The organism is Thermoflexus hugenholtzii JAD2, from assembly GCF_900187885.1.
Classification (GTDB): domain Bacteria; phylum Chloroflexota; class Anaerolineae; order Thermoflexales; family Thermoflexaceae; genus Thermoflexus; species Thermoflexus hugenholtzii.
Map to the genome: position 1 here is coordinate 1 of NZ_FYEK01000024.1, position 17,298 is coordinate 17,298.

The 17,298-nt window shown below is 68.8% G+C and carries 16 protein-coding genes and 1 pseudogene; 12 read left to right on the forward strand and 5 right to left on the reverse strand.

Annotated elements, in window-relative coordinates; translation table 11 throughout:
• The 4 genes from CFB18_RS05940 to thrC form a co-directional block, all read right to left on the reverse strand.
• Positions 1-715, reverse strand: a 715-nt coding sequence (locus CFB18_RS05940; protein WP_088570891.1) for a glycosyltransferase family 2 protein, incomplete at its 3' end; no start/stop codon positions are given.
• Positions 712-1,560, reverse strand: coding sequence for a dTDP-4-dehydrorhamnose reductase (gene rfbD / locus CFB18_RS05945; RefSeq protein WP_088570892.1), 849 nt, complete (start codon positions 1,558-1,560; stop codon positions 712-714). The genes rfbD and CFB18_RS05940, both read right to left, overlap by 4 nt.
• A 134-nt stretch (positions 1,561-1,694) precedes the next feature.
• Positions 1,695-4,007, reverse strand: a complete 2,313-nt coding sequence (locus CFB18_RS05950; RefSeq protein ID WP_088570893.1) for a sodium-translocating pyrophosphatase — start codon at positions 4,005-4,007, stop codon at positions 1,695-1,697.
• A 912-nt stretch (positions 4,008-4,919) separates the two neighbouring features.
• On the reverse strand, positions 4,920-6,176 hold the full coding sequence (gene thrC, locus CFB18_RS05955; protein ID WP_088570894.1) for a threonine synthase: 1,257 nt from the start codon (positions 6,174-6,176) through the stop codon (positions 4,920-4,922).
• A 188-nt stretch (positions 6,177-6,364) separates the two neighbouring features.
• On the opposite strand from thrC, the gene CFB18_RS05960 reads away from it, so the two are divergent.
• From CFB18_RS05960 to CFB18_RS05975, 5 genes and pseudogenes are all read left to right on the forward strand, one after another.
• Positions 6,365-6,634, forward strand: a complete 270-nt coding sequence (locus tag CFB18_RS05960) for a hypothetical protein (protein ID WP_088570895.1) — start codon at positions 6,365-6,367, stop codon at positions 6,632-6,634.
• A gap of 12 nt (positions 6,635-6,646) precedes the next feature.
• Positions 6,647-7,012: pseudogene (locus tag CFB18_RS16385) on the forward strand (DsbA family protein); the annotation flags it as partial.
• 102 nt (positions 7,013-7,114) lie between these two features.
• Positions 7,115-7,600, forward strand: a complete 486-nt coding sequence (locus tag CFB18_RS16390) for a peptidylprolyl isomerase (RefSeq protein ID WP_320410126.1) — start codon at positions 7,115-7,117, stop codon at positions 7,598-7,600.
• A 40-nt stretch (positions 7,601-7,640) separates the two neighbouring features.
• Positions 7,641-8,876, forward strand: a complete 1,236-nt coding sequence (locus tag CFB18_RS05970; RefSeq protein ID WP_088570897.1) for a PrsW family glutamic-type intramembrane protease — start codon at positions 7,641-7,643, stop codon at positions 8,874-8,876.
• Between the two features lie 5 nt (positions 8,877-8,881).
• Positions 8,882-10,210, forward strand: a complete 1,329-nt coding sequence (locus CFB18_RS05975) for an MFS transporter (RefSeq protein ID WP_088570898.1) — start codon at positions 8,882-8,884, stop codon at positions 10,208-10,210.
• A gap of 19 nt (positions 10,211-10,229) precedes the next feature.
• Here CFB18_RS05975 and CFB18_RS05980 read toward each other — a convergent pair whose 3' ends face one another.
• Positions 10,230-12,320 carry a WD40 repeat domain-containing protein gene (locus CFB18_RS05980; RefSeq protein WP_088570899.1) on the reverse strand — a complete coding sequence of 697 codons (2,091 nt, stop codon included), beginning with the start codon at positions 12,318-12,320 and terminating at the stop codon, positions 10,230-10,232.
• 103 nt (positions 12,321-12,423) lie between these two features.
• Between CFB18_RS05980 and CFB18_RS05985 the strand changes: the two genes are divergently transcribed.
• The 7 genes from CFB18_RS05985 (at position 12,424) to rimI (ending at position 17,294) form a co-directional block, all read left to right on the forward strand.
• Entirely contained in the window at positions 12,424-12,720 is a 297-nt protein-coding gene (locus tag CFB18_RS05985; protein WP_088570900.1) for a nucleotide pyrophosphohydrolase, read from the forward strand.
• Positions 12,717-13,352 carry a metallophosphoesterase family protein gene (locus CFB18_RS05990; RefSeq protein WP_088570901.1) on the forward strand — a complete coding sequence of 212 codons (636 nt, stop codon included), beginning with the start codon at positions 12,717-12,719 and terminating at the stop codon, positions 13,350-13,352. The genes CFB18_RS05985 and CFB18_RS05990 overlap by 4 nt, the downstream gene beginning before the upstream one ends.
• Positions 13,353-13,397: 45 nt before the next feature.
• Positions 13,398-14,339, forward strand: a complete 942-nt coding sequence (locus CFB18_RS05995) for a DUF4032 domain-containing protein (protein WP_143597536.1) — start codon at positions 13,398-13,400, stop codon at positions 14,337-14,339.
• A 44-nt stretch (positions 14,340-14,383) separates the two neighbouring features.
• Positions 14,384-15,010 carry a c-type cytochrome gene (locus CFB18_RS06000; protein WP_159461601.1) on the forward strand — a complete coding sequence of 209 codons (627 nt, stop codon included), beginning with the start codon at positions 14,384-14,386 and terminating at the stop codon, positions 15,008-15,010.
• Positions 14,995-15,498, forward strand: a complete 504-nt coding sequence (gene tsaE / locus CFB18_RS06005; protein WP_159461602.1) for a tRNA (adenosine(37)-N6)-threonylcarbamoyltransferase complex ATPase subunit type 1 TsaE — start codon at positions 14,995-14,997, stop codon at positions 15,496-15,498. The genes CFB18_RS06000 and tsaE overlap by 16 nt, the downstream gene beginning before the upstream one ends.
• Entirely contained in the window at positions 15,495-16,178 is a 684-nt protein-coding gene (gene tsaB / locus CFB18_RS06010; protein ID WP_088570905.1) for a tRNA (adenosine(37)-N6)-threonylcarbamoyltransferase complex dimerization subunit type 1 TsaB, read from the forward strand. The genes tsaE and tsaB overlap by 4 nt, the downstream gene beginning before the upstream one ends.
• Before the next feature lie 501 nt (positions 16,179-16,679).
• On the forward strand, positions 16,680-17,294 hold the full coding sequence (gene rimI / locus CFB18_RS16220; RefSeq protein WP_088570906.1) for a ribosomal protein S18-alanine N-acetyltransferase: 615 nt from the start codon (positions 16,680-16,682) through the stop codon (positions 17,292-17,294).
• The last annotated feature ends 4 nt before the right edge of the window (positions 17,295-17,298 follow it).

Consider the following 17,298-nt stretch of genomic DNA (forward strand, 5'->3'; position numbering starts at 1 on the left):
TCGCGATCAAATAGAGGAAGTTACGGCCGTCGTAGAAGCTGGCGATGGGGCCGCCGCCGGTGGCGCTGAGCTTGTGGTAGACCACCGCATCGGGGATATACCAGCAGTTCCATCCGGCGATCTGGGCCCGCCAGGCCAGATCCATGTCCTCGCACGAATAGAAGAAGTCCTCATCGAAGAGCCCAATGTCCTCGAGGAGCGCCCGCCGATAGGCCGCCGCAGCCCCACAGGCGGAGAACACTTCCTCCTCCCGGTCGTATTGCCCAACGTCCGGCTCCCAGACCCCCCGGTTGCCCGGGATGCCGTCCACCCGGTAGTAATCGCCGGCGGAGTGGAAGACCTCCCGCCGGTCGAAGAGCAGGATCTTGGAGGCCAGCAGCCCGGCGTCGGGATGGCGCGCGAAGGCCGCTGCCAGCGCTTCGAGCCAGGTCGGCGCCGCCTCCGTGTCGTTGTTCAGGAGGACCAGGATCTCCCCGCGGGCGGCCCGGATCCCGGCGTTGACGGCCCCGGCGAAACCCCGGTTGCGCCCCAGCGCCAGGACCCGCACCTCGGGGTAGTGAGCGAGCAGGGAGAGGGAACCGTCGGTCGAGCCGTTGTCCACCACCAGGATCTCCCGGTGGGGATACGTCTGCCGGCGCAGCGCCTCCAGGCAGGTCGGCAAGTGCGCGGCGCCGTTCCAGTTGGGGATGATCACGGAGAGGAGGGGCGGGTTCATCCGACCAGCCATCCTTCCTCGGCCAGATAGGCCTCCAGGGCCTCCGGCCAGGGCCGCAAGGTGATCCCCAGGGCGGCCCCGCACAGGTTGCGCAGCGGGGTAAAGGGAGGGACCCGCGAGGGGCGCGGGAACTCCGCCAGGGAAATGGGGGTCACCGGGATGTGAGCCCGCCCGGTCCGGCGCAGGATCTCAACGGCGTATTCATAGCGGGAGCACATCCCCTCGTTGACGAAATGGTAGATGCCGTAGGCCTCGGTCTCGATCAGCCGGGCGATGGCGGCGGCCACGTCCCGGGTGTAGCTGGGCGAACCCACCTCATCGTGGACCACGCGCAAGGCTCCCTGCTCGTCGGCCCGCCGGAGGATCTTGCGGATGAAGTGGTTGCCGCCCGGCCCGAAGACCCAGGCGGTGCGGACGATGTAGAAGCGCTGAAGGAGATGGGAGACGAACCATTCCCCAGCCCACTTGCTGCGGCCATACGGGTTGATTGGGTTCGGGGGGTCGAACTCCAGATACGGCTCCCTCTTGGTCCCATCGAAGACCTCGTTGGTGCTGATGTAGACCAGGGCGGCGCCGGCGGCGACGCAAGCCATCGCCACCGCCTGGGTCCCCAGGGCGTTGACCTGGAAGGCCTTTTCGGGATCCCGGGCGCAGCCGTCCACGTCGGTCATGGCCGCGGCGTGGATGACCACGTCGGGACGGGCGCGGAGGATGGCCCGGAAGACCGCCGCCCGATCGGTTACGTCGAGATCCGCTCGGGCGAGCGGGATCAAGGTGTGAAGGGACATGGCCTCCTGCAGGGCCCGCCCCAGCTGCCCTCCTGCGCCGGTGATCAGGACGCGCATCGACAGCCCACCTCGAATGCAAGATACGCGCAGGGTTGAGGGAGCGGATCCCTCGTTACAGCGGGGGAGGCCGCCGCAGGCGGCCTCCCCCCATCCGACGCATGAATGTTTCCTCATCGCCGATGGGCTTCGAATCACTGGCCCGAGCCGGAGGCGGGCGCGCCGGCCAGCTCCGGCACCTCCCGCTTGCTCTGCCAGATCACCCAGAGCAGGACGGCGAGGAGGACCGCCACGGCCGCCCCGATGGCCAGCAGCGTCCCAGCGGTCAGGGCGCCGCGGAACTGGACGATGATGGGGGCGGCCAGCACCGAGACCAGGTTGACGGCCTTGATCATCGGGTTGATGGCCGGGCCCGCGGTGTCCTTCAGCGGATCGCCCACCGTGTCGCCGACCACGCTGGCCTTGTGGCGCTCGCTGCCCTTGCCCAGGTTGCGGGCGGGATCCCGGGGCTCGTTCTCCACCCGCTTCTTGGCGTTATCCCAGGCGGCCCCGGCGTTGGCCATGAAGACCGCCAGCAGCTGCCCGACCAGGATAGAGCCGGCCAGGAAGGCGCCCAGGGCCTCCACCTGCAGCACCAGGCCCACCACCAGCGGGGTGGCCACCGAGAGCAGGGCCAGGGAGAGCAGCTCCTTCTGGGCCGCCAGGGTGCAGATGGTGACCACCCGGGCGTAATCCGGCTTCACCGTCCCCTCCAGCACGCCGGGGATGCGGAACTGCCGGCGGACCTCCTCCACGATGAGGGTAGCGGCCCGGCTGACGGCCCGGATGGCGAAGGAGGAGAAGAGCCAGGGCAGGGCCCCGCCCAGCAGCAGGCCCACGAAGACCAGCGGCTGGTCGATGCGGATGCCGATGTCCTGGAGCGTAGGCATCTGGCCCAACTGGGCCTGCACCTTGCTCACGTCGGTGAGGTAGGAGCCGAACAGGGCGACGGCGGCGATCACCGCCGTGGCGATGGCCAGGCCCTTGGTGGTCGCCTTGGTCGTGTTGCCCACCGCATCCAGGTCCGCCAGCACCTCTTGGGCCCGCTCCTCCAGCCCGGCCATCTCGGCGATCCCGCCGGCGTTGTCCGTCACCGGCCCGTAGGAGTCCATCCCCACCACGTTGCCGGTGAGCATCAGCAGGCCGATGCCGGTGAGGGAGACCCCGTAGAGGACGTAGACGGGCGGCAGGCCCCAGTAGATCAGGGTGGAGGTGGCGATGGTGAGGGCGATGACCACGATGGCCCACACGGTGGACTCATAGCCCACGGCCAGGCCGCTGAGGATGGTGGTGGCCGGCCCGGCTCGGGTGGCCTTCTCGATCTCGCCCACGGGGGCCCGCTCGGTGCTGGTGAAGTAATCCGTCAGCCGCTCGATGACCAGGGAGAGGATCAGGCCCACCGTCGTCGAGGCCACCACCCGCCAGTCCCGGGCATAGAGGAAGCCGATGGCGGCGAAGCCGAGGAAGGAGAGCACCGCCCCGATCAGGAAGCCGCGGCTGATGGCCCGCAGGGCATCCCCCCGGCGGCCGGTCACCCCGCCGACGGTGTAGGTGCTGATGATCGAGGCGATCACCCCCACCGCCCGGGCCAGCAGCGGGAAGATGATCCAGACCATCGAGTGCTGGGGGTCCACCGCGCGGAGGGCGAGGCCCAGGATCATGGCCGAGACCATGGTGACCTCATAGGACTCGAAGATGTCCGCGGCCATCCCCGCGCAGTCGCCCACGTTATCGCCCACCAGGTCGGCCACCACCGCGGCGTTGCGCGGGTCGTCCTCGGGCACGTCCATCTCCACCTTGCCCACCAGGTCCGCCCCCACATCGGCAGCCTTGGTGTAGATCCCGCCGCCCACGCGCATGAAGAGGGCGAGCAGCGTCCCGCCGAACCCGAAGCCGAGCAGGGCGTCCGGCGCGGCGATCCCGAAGATCAAGAAGATGAGGGAGCCGCCCAGCAGCCCCAGGCCGTTGGTCAGCATCCCGGTGATGGTGCCGGCCCGGTAGGCCAGGCGCAGGGCGGCGTCATAGCCCTGGGTGCGCGCCGCCTCCGCCACCCGGATGTTCCCCTGCACCGCCATGCGCATCCCCAGCTGCCCGACGGCCAGGGAGAAGCCGGCGCCCAGGATGAAGGCCACCGCCCGGCCCAGCCCCATCACCAGACGGAGGGTGTTCTCGTCCAGCTGGGGGAAGACCTCGCGGGCCTCCGGCGAGGGGGGGACGATGTAGACGCTGAGGAAGAGCAGGATGCTGAGCAACCCCATGAACGGCAGGATGCTCATGAGCTGCCGGCGCAGGTAGGCCTCGGCCCCCTCGCGGATCGCCTCCCAGACCTCCTGCATCTTCGGGGTGCCCTTGGGATGACGCATGACCTCCGCCCGGAGGATCCAGGCGAAGATCAGACTGATCATCGCCACCCCGAGCACGGCGAGCACGGCGTAAAACTCAAAGGGTGTCAGCCCATGCCAGCCCATGCGCGCACCTCCCTAAGGGTTTCCACCCGCACCGGGGAAATGTGAGGAAAGACGCAAACCCATTCTACTGAATCAGACGCAAAGGGTCAAGGACGGTCTCCCCAAGTTTCACAAACTGGGGAAGAGGGCAACGATCGCCCGATCCACGGGCGAGATCGGTTCAGCCCACGAGGATTCCGCATAAGGAACTTTTCCGAGCTCCAGCTTGGCTGTAAAGGCCGGGGCGTCGAAGGGGACGTGCCCTCATCCGCACGGGGATCGCTCCCTGTGGGTGCTCAGGGGGTCTAACCTGCCTTGTCCCGAGATCTTCCCCCTCGGGCGCCCCCCTCATGGCCGAAGCGCGGTTCGCGGTTCCCCGGGAACTTGACAACCCGCCCATTTTGAGATAAATTTCACGAGGCCTGTCGGATCGGGGCGCGACAGGCCCATGGCTCACCTCCTGGCGTCGTGGGGCACGGGGGATCCCGTGCCCCACACGTCATATATGGGGAGCTTTGGTGGGAGGCCGTCCACAAATGGGGGCACACGTGGCGGCTCCAACGGTCGCATTCGGGTGTTCGCATCTGGATTCCCGGCCGACCTCCCCGATGGCTTTCGGCGTGACGCATCGCGGGATCGAAGACGGAGGTTCGAGGCGAAAGCCCCTCCTGCGTAAGCCGAAATTCATTTCGGCATCCGTGCGGGGCTGCCCACGAATGAGGAGCACGAATACACGAACGGAGGATCCCTTTCTGTAGGAGCGACCTTTGCGTCATCGAGAGCCGGAGGTTGGGAGTTAACGGAGCGGCTTTCGCCGCACTTGCGTCATCGAGGACGGAGGTTCGGGGCTCAAGCCCCTCCTACAGAAACCATCTTTTTGTGGCCGCGACCTTTGCGTCATCGAAAACAGAGGGTCCCGGGCGGAAGCCCTGCCTACCATTCGGCCCGGAGGTGTTTCAGCGCCTCCGGGATCGCGGCAGGGATCCGCGGGGCTTCGCCGGTGGCCCGGATGGCGCTGGAGACGTCTTTCAGGCCGTTGCCGGTGGCCATCACCACCACCTCCTCTTCCTCTCCCACCATCCCCTCCCGGGCGGCTTTCTCCAGCCCGGCGAAGGCGGCGGCCGCCGAGGGCTCCGCGAACACCCCGACCTCCCGGGCCAGGGTCTGCATGGCCTGCAGGATCTCCTCATCCTGAACAGTGAGAAAGGCCCCGCCGGTTTCCCGGACCGCCTGCAGGGCGAAGCGGGCGTCCCGAGGGCGGCCGACGGCGATGCTGTCGGCGATGGTCTGGGCCGGCTCCGGGCGGGCATCCGGATCGCCCCGCGCCCACGCATGGGCTAGGGCCGCCGCGCCCTCGGCTTGCACGCCCATCAGGACGGGGAGGCGATCGATCCAGCCCAGGGCGGCGAGGTCCCGAAAGCCCTTCCAGATCCCGCTGAGGATGTTCCCATCCCCTACGGCCACGAACACCCGGTCCGGCGCCCGGCCGCCCAGCTGCTCCCAGAGCTCGTAGGCCGCGGTCTTCTTGCCTTCGCGGGTGAAGGGATTGTAGGCGGTGTTGCGGCAATACCAGCCGAAGGCCTCCGCCGCCGCGATGGCCAGGTCGAACGCTTCGTCATACGTACCTTCCACCAGATAGACCCGTGCGCCGTAGATCAGGAGCTGGGCGATCTTGGCCGGGGGGGCCGTGTGGGGGACGAAGATGACGGCCACGAGGCCGAGGGCCGCGGCCATGCCGGCCAGGGCCGCCGCCGCGTTCCCCGAAGAGGCCGTGGTGACCACTGAGGCGCCCTCCTCTATGGCTTTCAGGGCCACCACAGCGCTGGCCCGATCCTTGAAGGAGGCCGTCGGGTTGCGGCCGTCGTCTTTCACGTAGACCGCCCGCAGGCCCAGCCGCCGCGCCGTCCGCTCCGCGCGATAGAGCGGGGTCCACCCCACGGTTTGCAAGGGCCCCGCCCCCTCCTCACGCGCGAGGGTCTTAGGTCGTAAGGGGAGCAACGGGGCATAGCGCCAGATGGATCGGGCCGGATGCGCCCGCAGCCGCTCCGGGTCCAGGGCCGCCCGCAATCGATCGTAATCGTAGAGCACGTCGAGGGTTCCCTCCGCACCGTCCCGCGGGCACACATACCGGACCTCGCCCGGATCATAGGTGGCCCCGCACCGCCCGCAGCGAAAGCCGATGAACGCCATGGGTCGGCCTCCGGCAAAGGTTGACCGGCGTTTCGCGCGCCATCGCGCTGGAGGAGCATTGTTCCCCGGATCCTCCTATCAGTCAAGGGGAGGCCGATGGGAGCCCGCAGGGCCTGTGCTATACTGAGCGCGATCGCGGAGGCCGAAAGGAGTTTCGGCTTACATCCGAAAGGGGAAAGGAGTTCCCGATGCGAAACGGAGGCTATATTCTGATCGCGCTGGTTGCGCTGGGGCTGGCGGCCTGCGCCCGCCCCACGCCCGGCCCGGGGGGAGCGGGGACCCCAACGGCTCCTCCCTCCCCCAGCCCGTCCCCGGAGGCCACGGCCACCGTCCCGGCGGCTGCGGCGCCGTCGGCCACCCCGGACCTGCAGCGGATCCTCTTCCCGACGCCGGAGGATTGGAGCAAAGGCGCCCCGGACGCCCGGGTGACCTTCATCGAGTGGGGCGATTTCCAGTGACCGTATTGCGGGCAGCTCGCGCCGCTGCTCCGGCGTCTGGTAGACGCCTACCCGAACGAAGTGCGCGTGGTTTACCGGCATTTCCCCTTGCGGACCATCCACGACAAGGCGATGATCACCGCCGAGGCCAGCGAGGCGGCCGGGGCGCAGGGGAAGTTCTGGGAGATGCACGACTGGCTTTATGAGCATCAGGCGGAATGGGTCGCCAGCTCGAACATCACCGAAACCCTGATCTCCGCGGCGCGGACCCTGGGGCTGGACGCGGAGCGGTTCCGACGGGATCTGGAGGAGGGACGCTATCGGGCCAAGGTGGAGGCCGCCTACGCGGAGGCCGTCGCCCTGGGCCTCCCGGGCACGCCCTTCCTGCTGGTCAACGGGCGTCCATGGCCGCAGACCCTGAATTACCTGGAATACGCCCACCTGGAGGCTATGGTGAAGCTGGCTCGGCTGGCGGAGCGCCATTTCCCGGCCCCGCCGCCCATGACCATTGATCCGACGCGGCGCTACCGCGCCATCCTGAAGACGGAGAAGGGCGAGGTGGTGATCGAGCTCTTCGCGGATCGAGCGCCGGTGACGGTGAACAACTTCGTCTTCCTCGCCCGGCAGGGCTGGTATAACGACATCACGTTCCACTACGTGATCTCCGACGTGGTGGCCATCACCGGCGACCCCAGCGGCACCGGGTTCGGCGGGCCGGGCTACACCATCCCGGACGAGATCACGGAGACCCTGACCTTCGACGCGCCGGGGATGGTCGGGATGCTGAACGCCGGGCCGAACACCGGCGGCAGCCAGTTCTTCATCACGATGGCGCCCCTCCCTCAGCTGAACGGCCGCTATGCGATCTTCGGGCGCGTGGTGGAAGGGCTGGAGGTCGTCCGCGCCCTGCGGCCTCGGGATCCCGAGGCGGACCCTGGGGCGCCCCCGGGCGACCGCCTCCTGGAGGTGGTGATCGAAGAGCGCTGAGCGTTCCACCCTCTGCCCCTCGAACGGATCATCGACGGCCATGAGCATCCTGCCCATCCCGGAGGGCCCATCCGAAGAGATCCCTTCGCTGGAAGTCCGGGAGGAGGTCGCGGAGCGCTCCTCGCCGACCGGCGCGTTATGGGTGGCGGCGGGCCTCCTGACGGGGGTGGCCCTCGGCGGGCTGTGGCTGGGGCTGGCGGCTCTCGCCGCCCTCCTGAGCGCGCCGATGCCGCCCCCGGGGCTGCTCCTCCTCGGCTTGCTGATGGGGATCGGGCTCTTCCAGGAGGGCATCCGGATCACCCGGGGGATACCGGACGCCCTGCTCCCCGTCCCCACTCTGGCTGCCCAGGTCCGGATGTTGTCCTTCCTCCTGATCCTGATCGGATGCGGGGCGGTGGTCGAGCGGCTGGCTCCGGATCTTCCCCTCGTGCTCCTTCCCCTCCACGCGGGGATCGCCGTGCTGGGGCCGCTGTGGTGGTTCAACCTGTTACGCCAACGCTTGGCTGTCCCCTGGTCCCGCCGTCGGACCTGGTGGGGTTTGGGCCTGGGGGGGCTGGCCGCGCCAGCCCTGGCACTCCTCCTGGAAGGGATGATGCTGGTCGGGCTGGGCCTGGGGTTGCTGATCGCGCGGCTCGTCATCGAAGGCCCCGATTTCATTCGCCGGTGGTTCCCGATGGGGTTCTCCCCCGGCGCTCCTCCCGTCGTGAATCCGGAACGCTTGTTCAGCGATCCGTGGGTTTGGGCCGGCCTACTCATCGGCGGTGCGGGGCTGGTCCCGCTGATCGAAGAGGCGGTCAAGCCGCTGCCAGCCTTCCTGCGAGCCCGGGCTCCCACCGCCGAGGGGATCCTGTATGGGGCGCTGGGAGGCGCCGGCTTCGCCATCGCGGAGAACCTCTTGAACTGGACGCTGGGGGCTCCCTGGGCGCTGACGGCGCTGGGACGCCTGGGGGCCTCGGCGCTTCATGTCTTTAACAGCGCCCTGATGGGGTGGGCCTGGGGGATGCTCCGTCAGGGCCGTCCGGGCGCGGGCCTCGGCGCGTATCTCCTGGTCGTCCTGCTTCACAGCCTCTGGAACGCCGGGGCGCTGCTCCTGGGGATCGGCTTTCTGGCCCCGCTTCCCGACCAAATCCGGATCCTGAGCGCTCTCCCCTTGCTGATCGGGATGGGAGCGGTGGGGCTGGCGGTTCTCATCGGATTGGGATGGGCTCTGCCGGCGCTGGCGGGCGGAGAGGATCCGGTTGAACCGTCGGCAGGGAGATCATCGCAAGGAGGATGAAGGGGATGCAGGTCTGGCGGGAATGGCGGATGCGCTCCGCGCGGCTCCGGGCTTCCCTGGGGATCTCCGGGGAGGCCCGCGATCCGCATTTGCGGCGCAACTTCACGGTGGGGGTGATCAACGGCGCCCTGTTCATCTTCGCGGAGACGGTCCTGGATCCCAACCTGGTGCTGATCTGGTTCCTCTCCCGCCTGGGGGCGCCCAACCTCCTGCTGGCCCTGGTCTCCCCGATGCGGGACGGCCTATGGTTCCTGCCCCAGCTCTTCGTCTCCCGGCGGATGCGGCATCGCGTGTATTACATGGACCTGTATCGTCGCATGGCTTTCGTGCGAGCGGCAGGGGCCTTCGCCATGGCCCTGGGGATCTGGCTGGCCGCCCCGCATTCGACATGGATGCTGCTGGCCTTCTTCTTGCCTTATCTGGTGATCTCCCTCGCCTCCGGGATCTCCGGGCTGCCGTTTATGGAGATCGTGGGCAAGACCATCCCGCCCCGGCAGCGGGGCGTCTTCTTCGCCGCCCGCCTCTTCTTCGGAGGGCTGCTGGGCCTGGCGGCCAGCGGGCTGGTCCGCCTGCTCCTGGAGGAGCGCGCCGGGCTGCTCTTCCCCTCCAACGTGGTGTTGCTGTTCCTGATCTTCGCGGTCTTCACCTCCATCGGGATGGCGGTCTTCGCCATGGTGGTGGAGCCGCCCAGCCCGACCCGGGATGACCATGCCGCTCCGCTTCCCTGGCGAGAGGCCATCCGGGCCCTCTGGCGTCACCTCCCCTACCGGCTGTTCCTGGGGGCCCGGATGGCGTTGATGTGGGCGGCCATCGCCACCCCCTTCTTCACCGCCTACGCGGTCCGGGACCTGCGGATCCCGGACGCGGCCATCGGGATTTACCTGGGGTTGAACGTGGGGGCCTCCCTGCTTTCGAACTTGCTGTGGAGCTGGATCAGCGTCCGGTGGGGCCATCGGGCGGTGCTGGAAGGCGCCACCGCCTGCGGATTGGTCAGCGTCCTGTGGGCGTTGATGGTGGGGCCCTTGAGCGGGGCGCATCCGGGCCTGGCGGAGGCGTTGATGGCGCCGGTGTTCATCCTGAGCGGCGCCTACGCCTCCGGGGCGGCCATCGGCGGCCTCTCCCTGTTGCTGGAGATCGCCCCGGGCCACGATCGGCCCCTCACCATCGGCCTGACCAACACCCTGCTGGGCGTCGCCCTGCTTTCCACTGCTATGGGCGGCCTGATCGCCGACCTCATCGGCTACCGGGGGCTGTTCGCTCTCTCCTTCGGCTTCTACGCCCTGGCCCTGGCGCTGCTGTGGGGATTGCGGCGGGCGATGATGGCCTCCACGTGAGAGTCCGGGCGCCCGCCCCTCACTGCAAGCGCCACAGCTGAACGATCCCGCTGCGATAGCCCAGAGCCAGATACGCCCCGTCCGGTGAGAAGGCCAGGGCCCGCAGGGGATCCCCCGCCCGGCCCCAGTGGGCGCCGAGGGTCCCCTCCGGCATCGCCCACAGGCTCACCTCTCCTTCTTCGCTGCCCGCGGCAAGCCACCGGCCGTCGGGAGAGAAGGCCAGGGCCCGAACGGCCTTCGCCCCTGCCCGCAGGACGCGGCGCTCGGAGCCGGCGAGGGCGTCCCAGAGGCGCACCGTTCCATCCTCCGCCCCCACCGCCAGATACCGGCCGTCCGGGGAGAAGGCCACCGCATACAGCCGGAACGGATAGCGTCCCAGGACCCGGCGGCCGACGCCGTCGGCGGTCTCCCATCCCAAGAGGAGGGTCCCCTCTCCTCCCACGGAAGCGAGAAGCTGTCCGTCCGGGGAAAAGGCCACATCCCAGACCTCGGCGGCATGGCGGATCCTTGCACGTTCCATCCGTCGGTCCAGATCCCAGATCCGCGTCGTCCAATCCCACGAGGCGGAGGCCAGCCGCCGGCCGTCGGGGGAGAAGGTCACCGCCCGCACCGGCCCCCGGTGGCCGATCAAAATCCCTTCGAGGGACCAGTTCCCATCCGGGGCGCGCCGATAAAGCCGGATGGGTCCCTCGGCCAGGCCGACAGCCAGCCGATCGCCCTCCGGGGAGAACGCCAGGCTCAGGCCCTCGCCGCTTTGGAGCGGGATCGGGGGATCGGCGGGCCCGTCGCTTAGGGAGCGGAACCGCACGAGCGCGCCCTCCAGGAGGCCTAAAGCCGCCCCGTCCGGCGTGAAACCCAGACCCCACACAGGGAGCAGGCGGGGGAGGAAGCGATAGCGCTCCGCGCTGGTCGCAGCTTCCCGGATCTGCACGAAGGGCCCGATGAGCTCCGGGAAGTTCGGATCCACCTGCCCTTCCCCGCGCACCGCCAGCCATCGCCCGTTGGCGGAGAAGGCGAGCGCATGCACGCGGCGGATCCACGGCTCCGGCCCGACCGCCCAGCGCTCCCGCCCGCTTCGCAGATCCCGCAGAACCAGCATGGGCGGGCTTCCCTTCGCCCACGCCAGCGCGGTTCCATCCGGGGAGAAGGCCGCCGGCCCGGCAGGTTCGGACCACCGGATCCGGCCGCTGCCTCGTTCCACCAGATCCAGAAAGTCCGCATAGCGGATGAGCAGCCAGCGCCCATCTCCGGAGAGCTGAAGCGCGCGGATCCGGGCGGAGGGGCTCCGCCACAGGATCGCCTCCGCGCCGCCGCGCGGATCCCTCCGGCGGATCACGCCATCGCGCCCGCCAAGGATCCGCTCCCCCTCCGGGGTCCAGACCGGGGGGACCTCGGCGGGGAGGATCTCCCGCGCCCGACCGGTGGCGACCTCCACCTCCAGCAGGCCCGATGGGGAAGGACACGGGGGATCCTCCAGACCCGGCGGCGCCGGAGAGGGACAGGTGAACAACCGCTCCCCGTCCGGGGAGAACCCGAGCGGCCGGGCCCCTGGGACGCGACGGATCTCCCGGCCGGTGGCCGTTTCCAGCAGGCGCACCCATCCATCGGCGTGACCCACGGCCAGGATGGCGGGATCCGGGGAAGCGATCAGGCCTGTGCCGATCATCCCGGCGTCGGACCATTCCTCCCGCCGGGAGGGGATCCCCCAGGCTTTCAGCGTGCCGGTCTCCAGCCGACTGATGAGGCGCTCCCCATCCGCGGCGAAGGCCAGTTCGAGGACACGGGCCTCTGTGGTGAAGAACGCGAGAAGCCGCATGGAGGGGATGTGATAGACATACACCCGGTGGGAGGAGGCGAGGGCCAGCCATGGCCGGCGCGGGGACCAGGCCATCTGTAGCGGATAATCCCGAAACCCCCACTGGGCCTGGAGGGCGGGCTGAAGGGAGAGGGGAGTGGAGGGAAGGGTGGGGGCTGGAAGCGCAGGAAGAGGGGTGGGAGGGTTGCGCTCCGCAACTCCGGACACCTTCGGCGATGTCCGTTGACAGGAGGCCCCGCTCAGCGTCAGAATCAGCCCCAGGGCGATCACCCATCCAAACCGGAAGAAACTCACCGGTCTCCGCCTTTCTATCCCGCCCACTCTGGATTATAGGCGTAAGTCCGCAGGGCGTGGATCGCGCTGGAACGGGGATCCCATCGCATGCGGAGGAAGGGACATGGAGCTGCGGGCGCTGGAGCAGGCCATGGAGGATTTCGTGACCTCGAAGGGCTGGTATCGGCCGGATTCGCCGCGGCCGCAGACGCCACGCAACCTAGCCATCTCCCTGGTCCTGGAGGCCGCGGAGGTCCTCGAGCTCTTCCAGTGGGGGGAGACGGCGGATCGCGAGGCCCTGGCCGATGAGCTGGCGGACGTGATGTTGTATCTGCTGCAGCTGGCCCGGCTGCACGGGATCGATCTGGGCGAGGCGGTGATGGCCAAGCTGGCCCGGAACGCCCAGCGGGAGTGGCCATGAAGGCAGAGGGACGGCTTCGCATCCTCGCCGTCTCCGACCAGGTCGTCGAGCCCCTTTATTCCCCTCGGGCCCGGGAGTGGCTCGCGCCGGTGCACCTCATCCTCTCGTGCGGGGACCTGCCCTACGGGTATCTCGAGTTCCTGATGGAGGTGTTCAACGCGCCCCTCTTCTACGTCCACGGCAACCACGACCGGCCGGAGCTCTGCGCCGACGGGCGGATCCGCCTGGCCCCGCAGGGCGGACAAAGCCTGGAGGGGATCGTGGTGTGGGAGCAGGGGCTGCTGCTCAGCGGGCTGGGAGGATCACGGCGCTACCATCCCGAAGGCTCCCATCAATATACCGAGGGGGAGATGTGGGTGCGGGTCCTCCGGCTGGTCCCGCGCCTGCTCTGGAATCGGTGGCGGTATGGCCGAGCGCTGGATGTGTTCGTCGCCCACGCCCCGCCCCGCGCCATCGGCGACGCCCCGGACCTGGCGCATCAGGGTTTCGCCGCCTTCCGCTGGTTGATCCATCGGTTCCGCCCGCGCTATTTTTTGCATGGGCATGTGCATTTCCACGGGTGCCGGCCGATCTTTCAAATCGGCCCCACCCGAGTGATCAATGTGTTCCCGTATTACCTGCTGGAACTCTGATCGAACACACCACTCCGTGATGGGATGGAGGACAAGAAGCCGATCATGGAAGAGCACGGACCGCTCACCGAGGAGGTCGCTGCCCAGTATCGGAGGGCTCGTCTCCGGGCGCTGGTGCGGAGCCTCCTCGCCCGTTTGACCGGGCGTTCAAACCGTCTGCTATCCTTTGACGAGGTGAAGGAGAAGCTCCACCTGCGGGGCTCCGTCTACCGGGGCCTCCAGCGGGTCCCCTTGGATCACATCATCGGGAGCGTCAACCGCTATCAGGATTTCGATCGGGCCTTCCTCCCGATCCGTCCTCACACGGCCGACCGCTGGATCGCCGTGGGGACGATTCTCTTCCGGGAAGGGGATCTCCCCCCGGTCCGGTTGTATCGGATCGGCGACGCTTACTTCGTCCTCGACGGCCATCACCGGATCTCCGTGGCCCGGGCCATGGGCTGGAAGGAGATCGAGGCGGAGGTCATCGAGGTCCGAAGCCGGGTGGCGGTGGGGCCGGAGCTGCGAGCCGAGGATCTGGAGATCCTGCGGGAGTATGAGGAGTTCCTGGAGCGGACGCGGCTGGACGTCCTCCAGCCAGAGGCGGACATCCGGTTCACCATCGCCGGGGGCTATCATCGCCTGCTGGAGCACATCGCCGTGCATCGCTACTTCATGGGCCTGGAGCAGGGGCGGGAGATCCCGGAGGATGAGGCCGTGACCCACTGGTATAACACCGTCTACCGGCCGGTGATCGAGATCATCCGCGCCCACCGTCTCCTGGAGGACTTCCCGGGGCGGACGGAGGCCGATCTCTATCTCTGGATCATGGACCATCTCTATTACCTGCGGGAGGCCTACGGTCCGGAGGTCGATGCGGAAAGCGCCGCCCTGGATTACGCCGAGCAGTTCCCGGAGCATCCCATCCGGCGCCTGGTGGCCGAGATCCGCCGCGCGGTGGAGGCCATGGGCGACCTCCCGCCGACCGAGATCGAGCCGAAGGTATAGCGAGGATGGCCCGCGCGGTCGCTCGAGACATATCACACGGAAGCGTGGCCTGGATCCGCTGGGGGTTCATGCTCGGCCTCTTGGGCCTGGCCTTCCAGCTCTCCGACGCAGCTGCCCATGCCTATCAGGAAGAGGAGGCGGAACGGGGGGCGGCTGTCTTCGCCCGACGCTGTTCGACGTGCCATGGCGATCGGGGACAGGGTTTGACCGACGAATGGCGGGCGACCTGGCCCCCCACGCATCAGAACTGCTGGAAGGCCAACTGCCATGGCCCGCAGCCCTACCCCGAGGACGGCTTCACCCTCCCCCGGGTGGTTCCTGCGCTCATCGGGCCGGGGACCCTGCGTCGGTTTGCCACGGCGGCGGATCTGTATGCCTACATCCGGGCCCGGATGCCCTTCCACGCGCCCGGGAGCCTGCCGGAGGCCGATTACCGGGCGGTCACGGCCTTTCTGCTTCAACGCCACGGGATCCCTGCCGATGGCCGACCCTTCGATCCTGAGGCCGCCCGGGGCATCCCGTTATCCGCTCCGACTCCCCCGGAGGAGGGACGCCGGACGGTCCTGCCGGCGGCGATCCTCGCTCTGGGAGGTGTCGCGGCAGGGGGGGTCCTGCTCGGCGTTCTCCTCGGGCTCCGGCGGCGAAGGAGGTCCTTGTGGTCATCCGGCTGATCCTGGAGACATTCTCTCCCGACGAATTAACGACCCGTCGCCTCGGCGCCGTCCTGGGACGGTGGCTCCGGGCCGGCGACGTGGTGACGGTGCAGGGTCCCTTGGGGGCTGGGAAGACCCGCTTCATCCAGGGCCTCGCTCAGGGCCTCGGGGTGAGGGACCCCGTCCAAAGCCCTTCGTTTGTTCTGATCCAGGCCTATCCGCTGCCCGACGGTGGCCGGTTCTACCACGTCGATCTCTACCGGTTGGCGGAGCCCGGGGAGGCGTGGGCCCTGGGGATATGGGATCTGTTCGAGGAGCCCGCGGTGATCGCCATCGAGTGGCCGGAGCGGGCGGCGGGCCTGATCCCGGAGCCCTACCTCCGGGTCACCCTGAGCCCGTTAGGGGATTCCGGACGCCGGGTTCGGATCGAGGCGATCGGGGAGTTCCCGCCGGAGCGCCTCGAGGCGCTCCTTGCACGATTGAAGGAGCAGGTGGAGACGGGATGAGGGAGCGGAAGCCCACGTATTTGCTAGCTCTGGATACGGCCACCTCCGGCCTCGCCTTGGCGCTTTTCGATGGGGCCGAATGGCGGGCAGTGGCCTGCTGGCGCACCCCGGACCGGCACACGGCCGAGCTGATGGCGCGTTGCCAGGAGCTGTTGCGGGCAGCCGGTCTGGGGCCGGAGGATCTGGCGGCCATCGCCGTGGTGAGCGGCCCCGGGTCCTTCACCGGCCTGCGGGCGGGCGTTGCCGCCGCCAAAGGTCTGGCCCTGGCCCTGGAGCTTCCCCTCTTCGGGATCGGGACGGAAGAGGCCATCCTGGCGGAGCTGCCTGCCGCCCTCAGCCCGCTCCATCTGGTGATCCCGGCCGGGCGGGGACGGCTGGCCCTGCATCGTTACCGCTGGGAGGCCGGATGGATGCCGGAGGGAGAGCCGGTGCTGACGACCGCCTCCGCCCTGGCGGAGGCCTGGACGCCCGGAACCTGGCTGGTGGGGGAGTGGACCGCCCGGGATCAGGCGGTGCTGGAGCGGCATCCGATCGCCGCCTGGTGCATCCCCTGGGAGATCCCATCCCGGGTGATGGGGGCGGCTCGGCGGGCCTGGGCACGCTATCAGGCCGGCGAACGCCCGGATCCGGCCCTCCTGCGCCCTACCTATCTGCGCACACCCAGCGTCCCGGAAGGTTAACCTCCCGCGCCGATTGAAATCGGCCTTCCGAGACGCTGCGCGCCGGGCGTCGGCCTCCGCCGACGCAGAACCCTTCCTGGTCGGCGCAGGCCGACCGTCGGCCGAAGTCCCCCGAGGTCGAATTCATTCGACGCACAGCACGCCGGGGGCCGGCCTTCGCCGGCGCTTTTCGGTTTCGCTTGTTTTCGTCCGGCGCGAAGATCCTTTGAGGGCGAATTCGCTCGAGGCTCGTCGATCGCCTCTTCCCCCGCGCTATAATCGGTGGGGGCTCGAGCCGGGCGTTCCGGCGGCGGGCCACTTTCGCGGCGGATGGATGGGCTTTCACCATTGAGTCCGGGCTGTGCGCGGAGGGAAGGCCCGGGCTCTGAGCCGGATACTTATGGGTCGAAACTCATTTCGACCGTCGACCGCGGCCCTGGCCGGCGGGGAGGACCGCCCGTCCGCAGGCGCCTGGATCAATGTGTAAAAGCTCCGCATCCGTCGCCTTCATCTCGAGGGAGAATGCCGGCGCTGGCGATCCCGGAGTCCGTTCCCTTTCAAATCGATCCGATGCGCTGGGAGGACGTCGCGGAGGTCATGGAGATCGAGCGGCGCACGTTCTCCATGCCATGGCCGATGCGCGCCTACGAGCAGGAGCTCCTGCGCAACCCCAATGCCCATTACCTCGTGTTGCGCCCGCGGGCGGTGCGCACGGCCCTGCCTCCGCAGCCTTCCCAGCGCCTGCCGATCCTGGGCTATGGCGGCTTCTGGTTGGTCCCTGACGAGGCCCATATCAGCACCATCGCCGTCGACGCGCCGTGGCGGGGGCGGGGGCTGGGGGAGCTGATGTTCCTGGCCCTGGTGGAGGAGGCCATCGCCTATGGGGCGAACTTGATCACCCTGGAGGTGCGGGCCTCCAACGCGATCGCCCAGCGCCTCTATCGGAAGTATGGCCTGGAGGTCGTGGGACGCCGCCCCCGATACTATCGGGACAACCTGGAGGACGCCCTGGTGATGAGTGTGGAGGAGGTGCGCTCCGCCGCCTATCGGGAGCGGCTGGAGGCCCTGAAGGCCCGCCTCTGGGCCCGCCTGCAGGCCGCCGGACCCATCTCCCTGCATCGATCCACGCCCAATTAGCAAA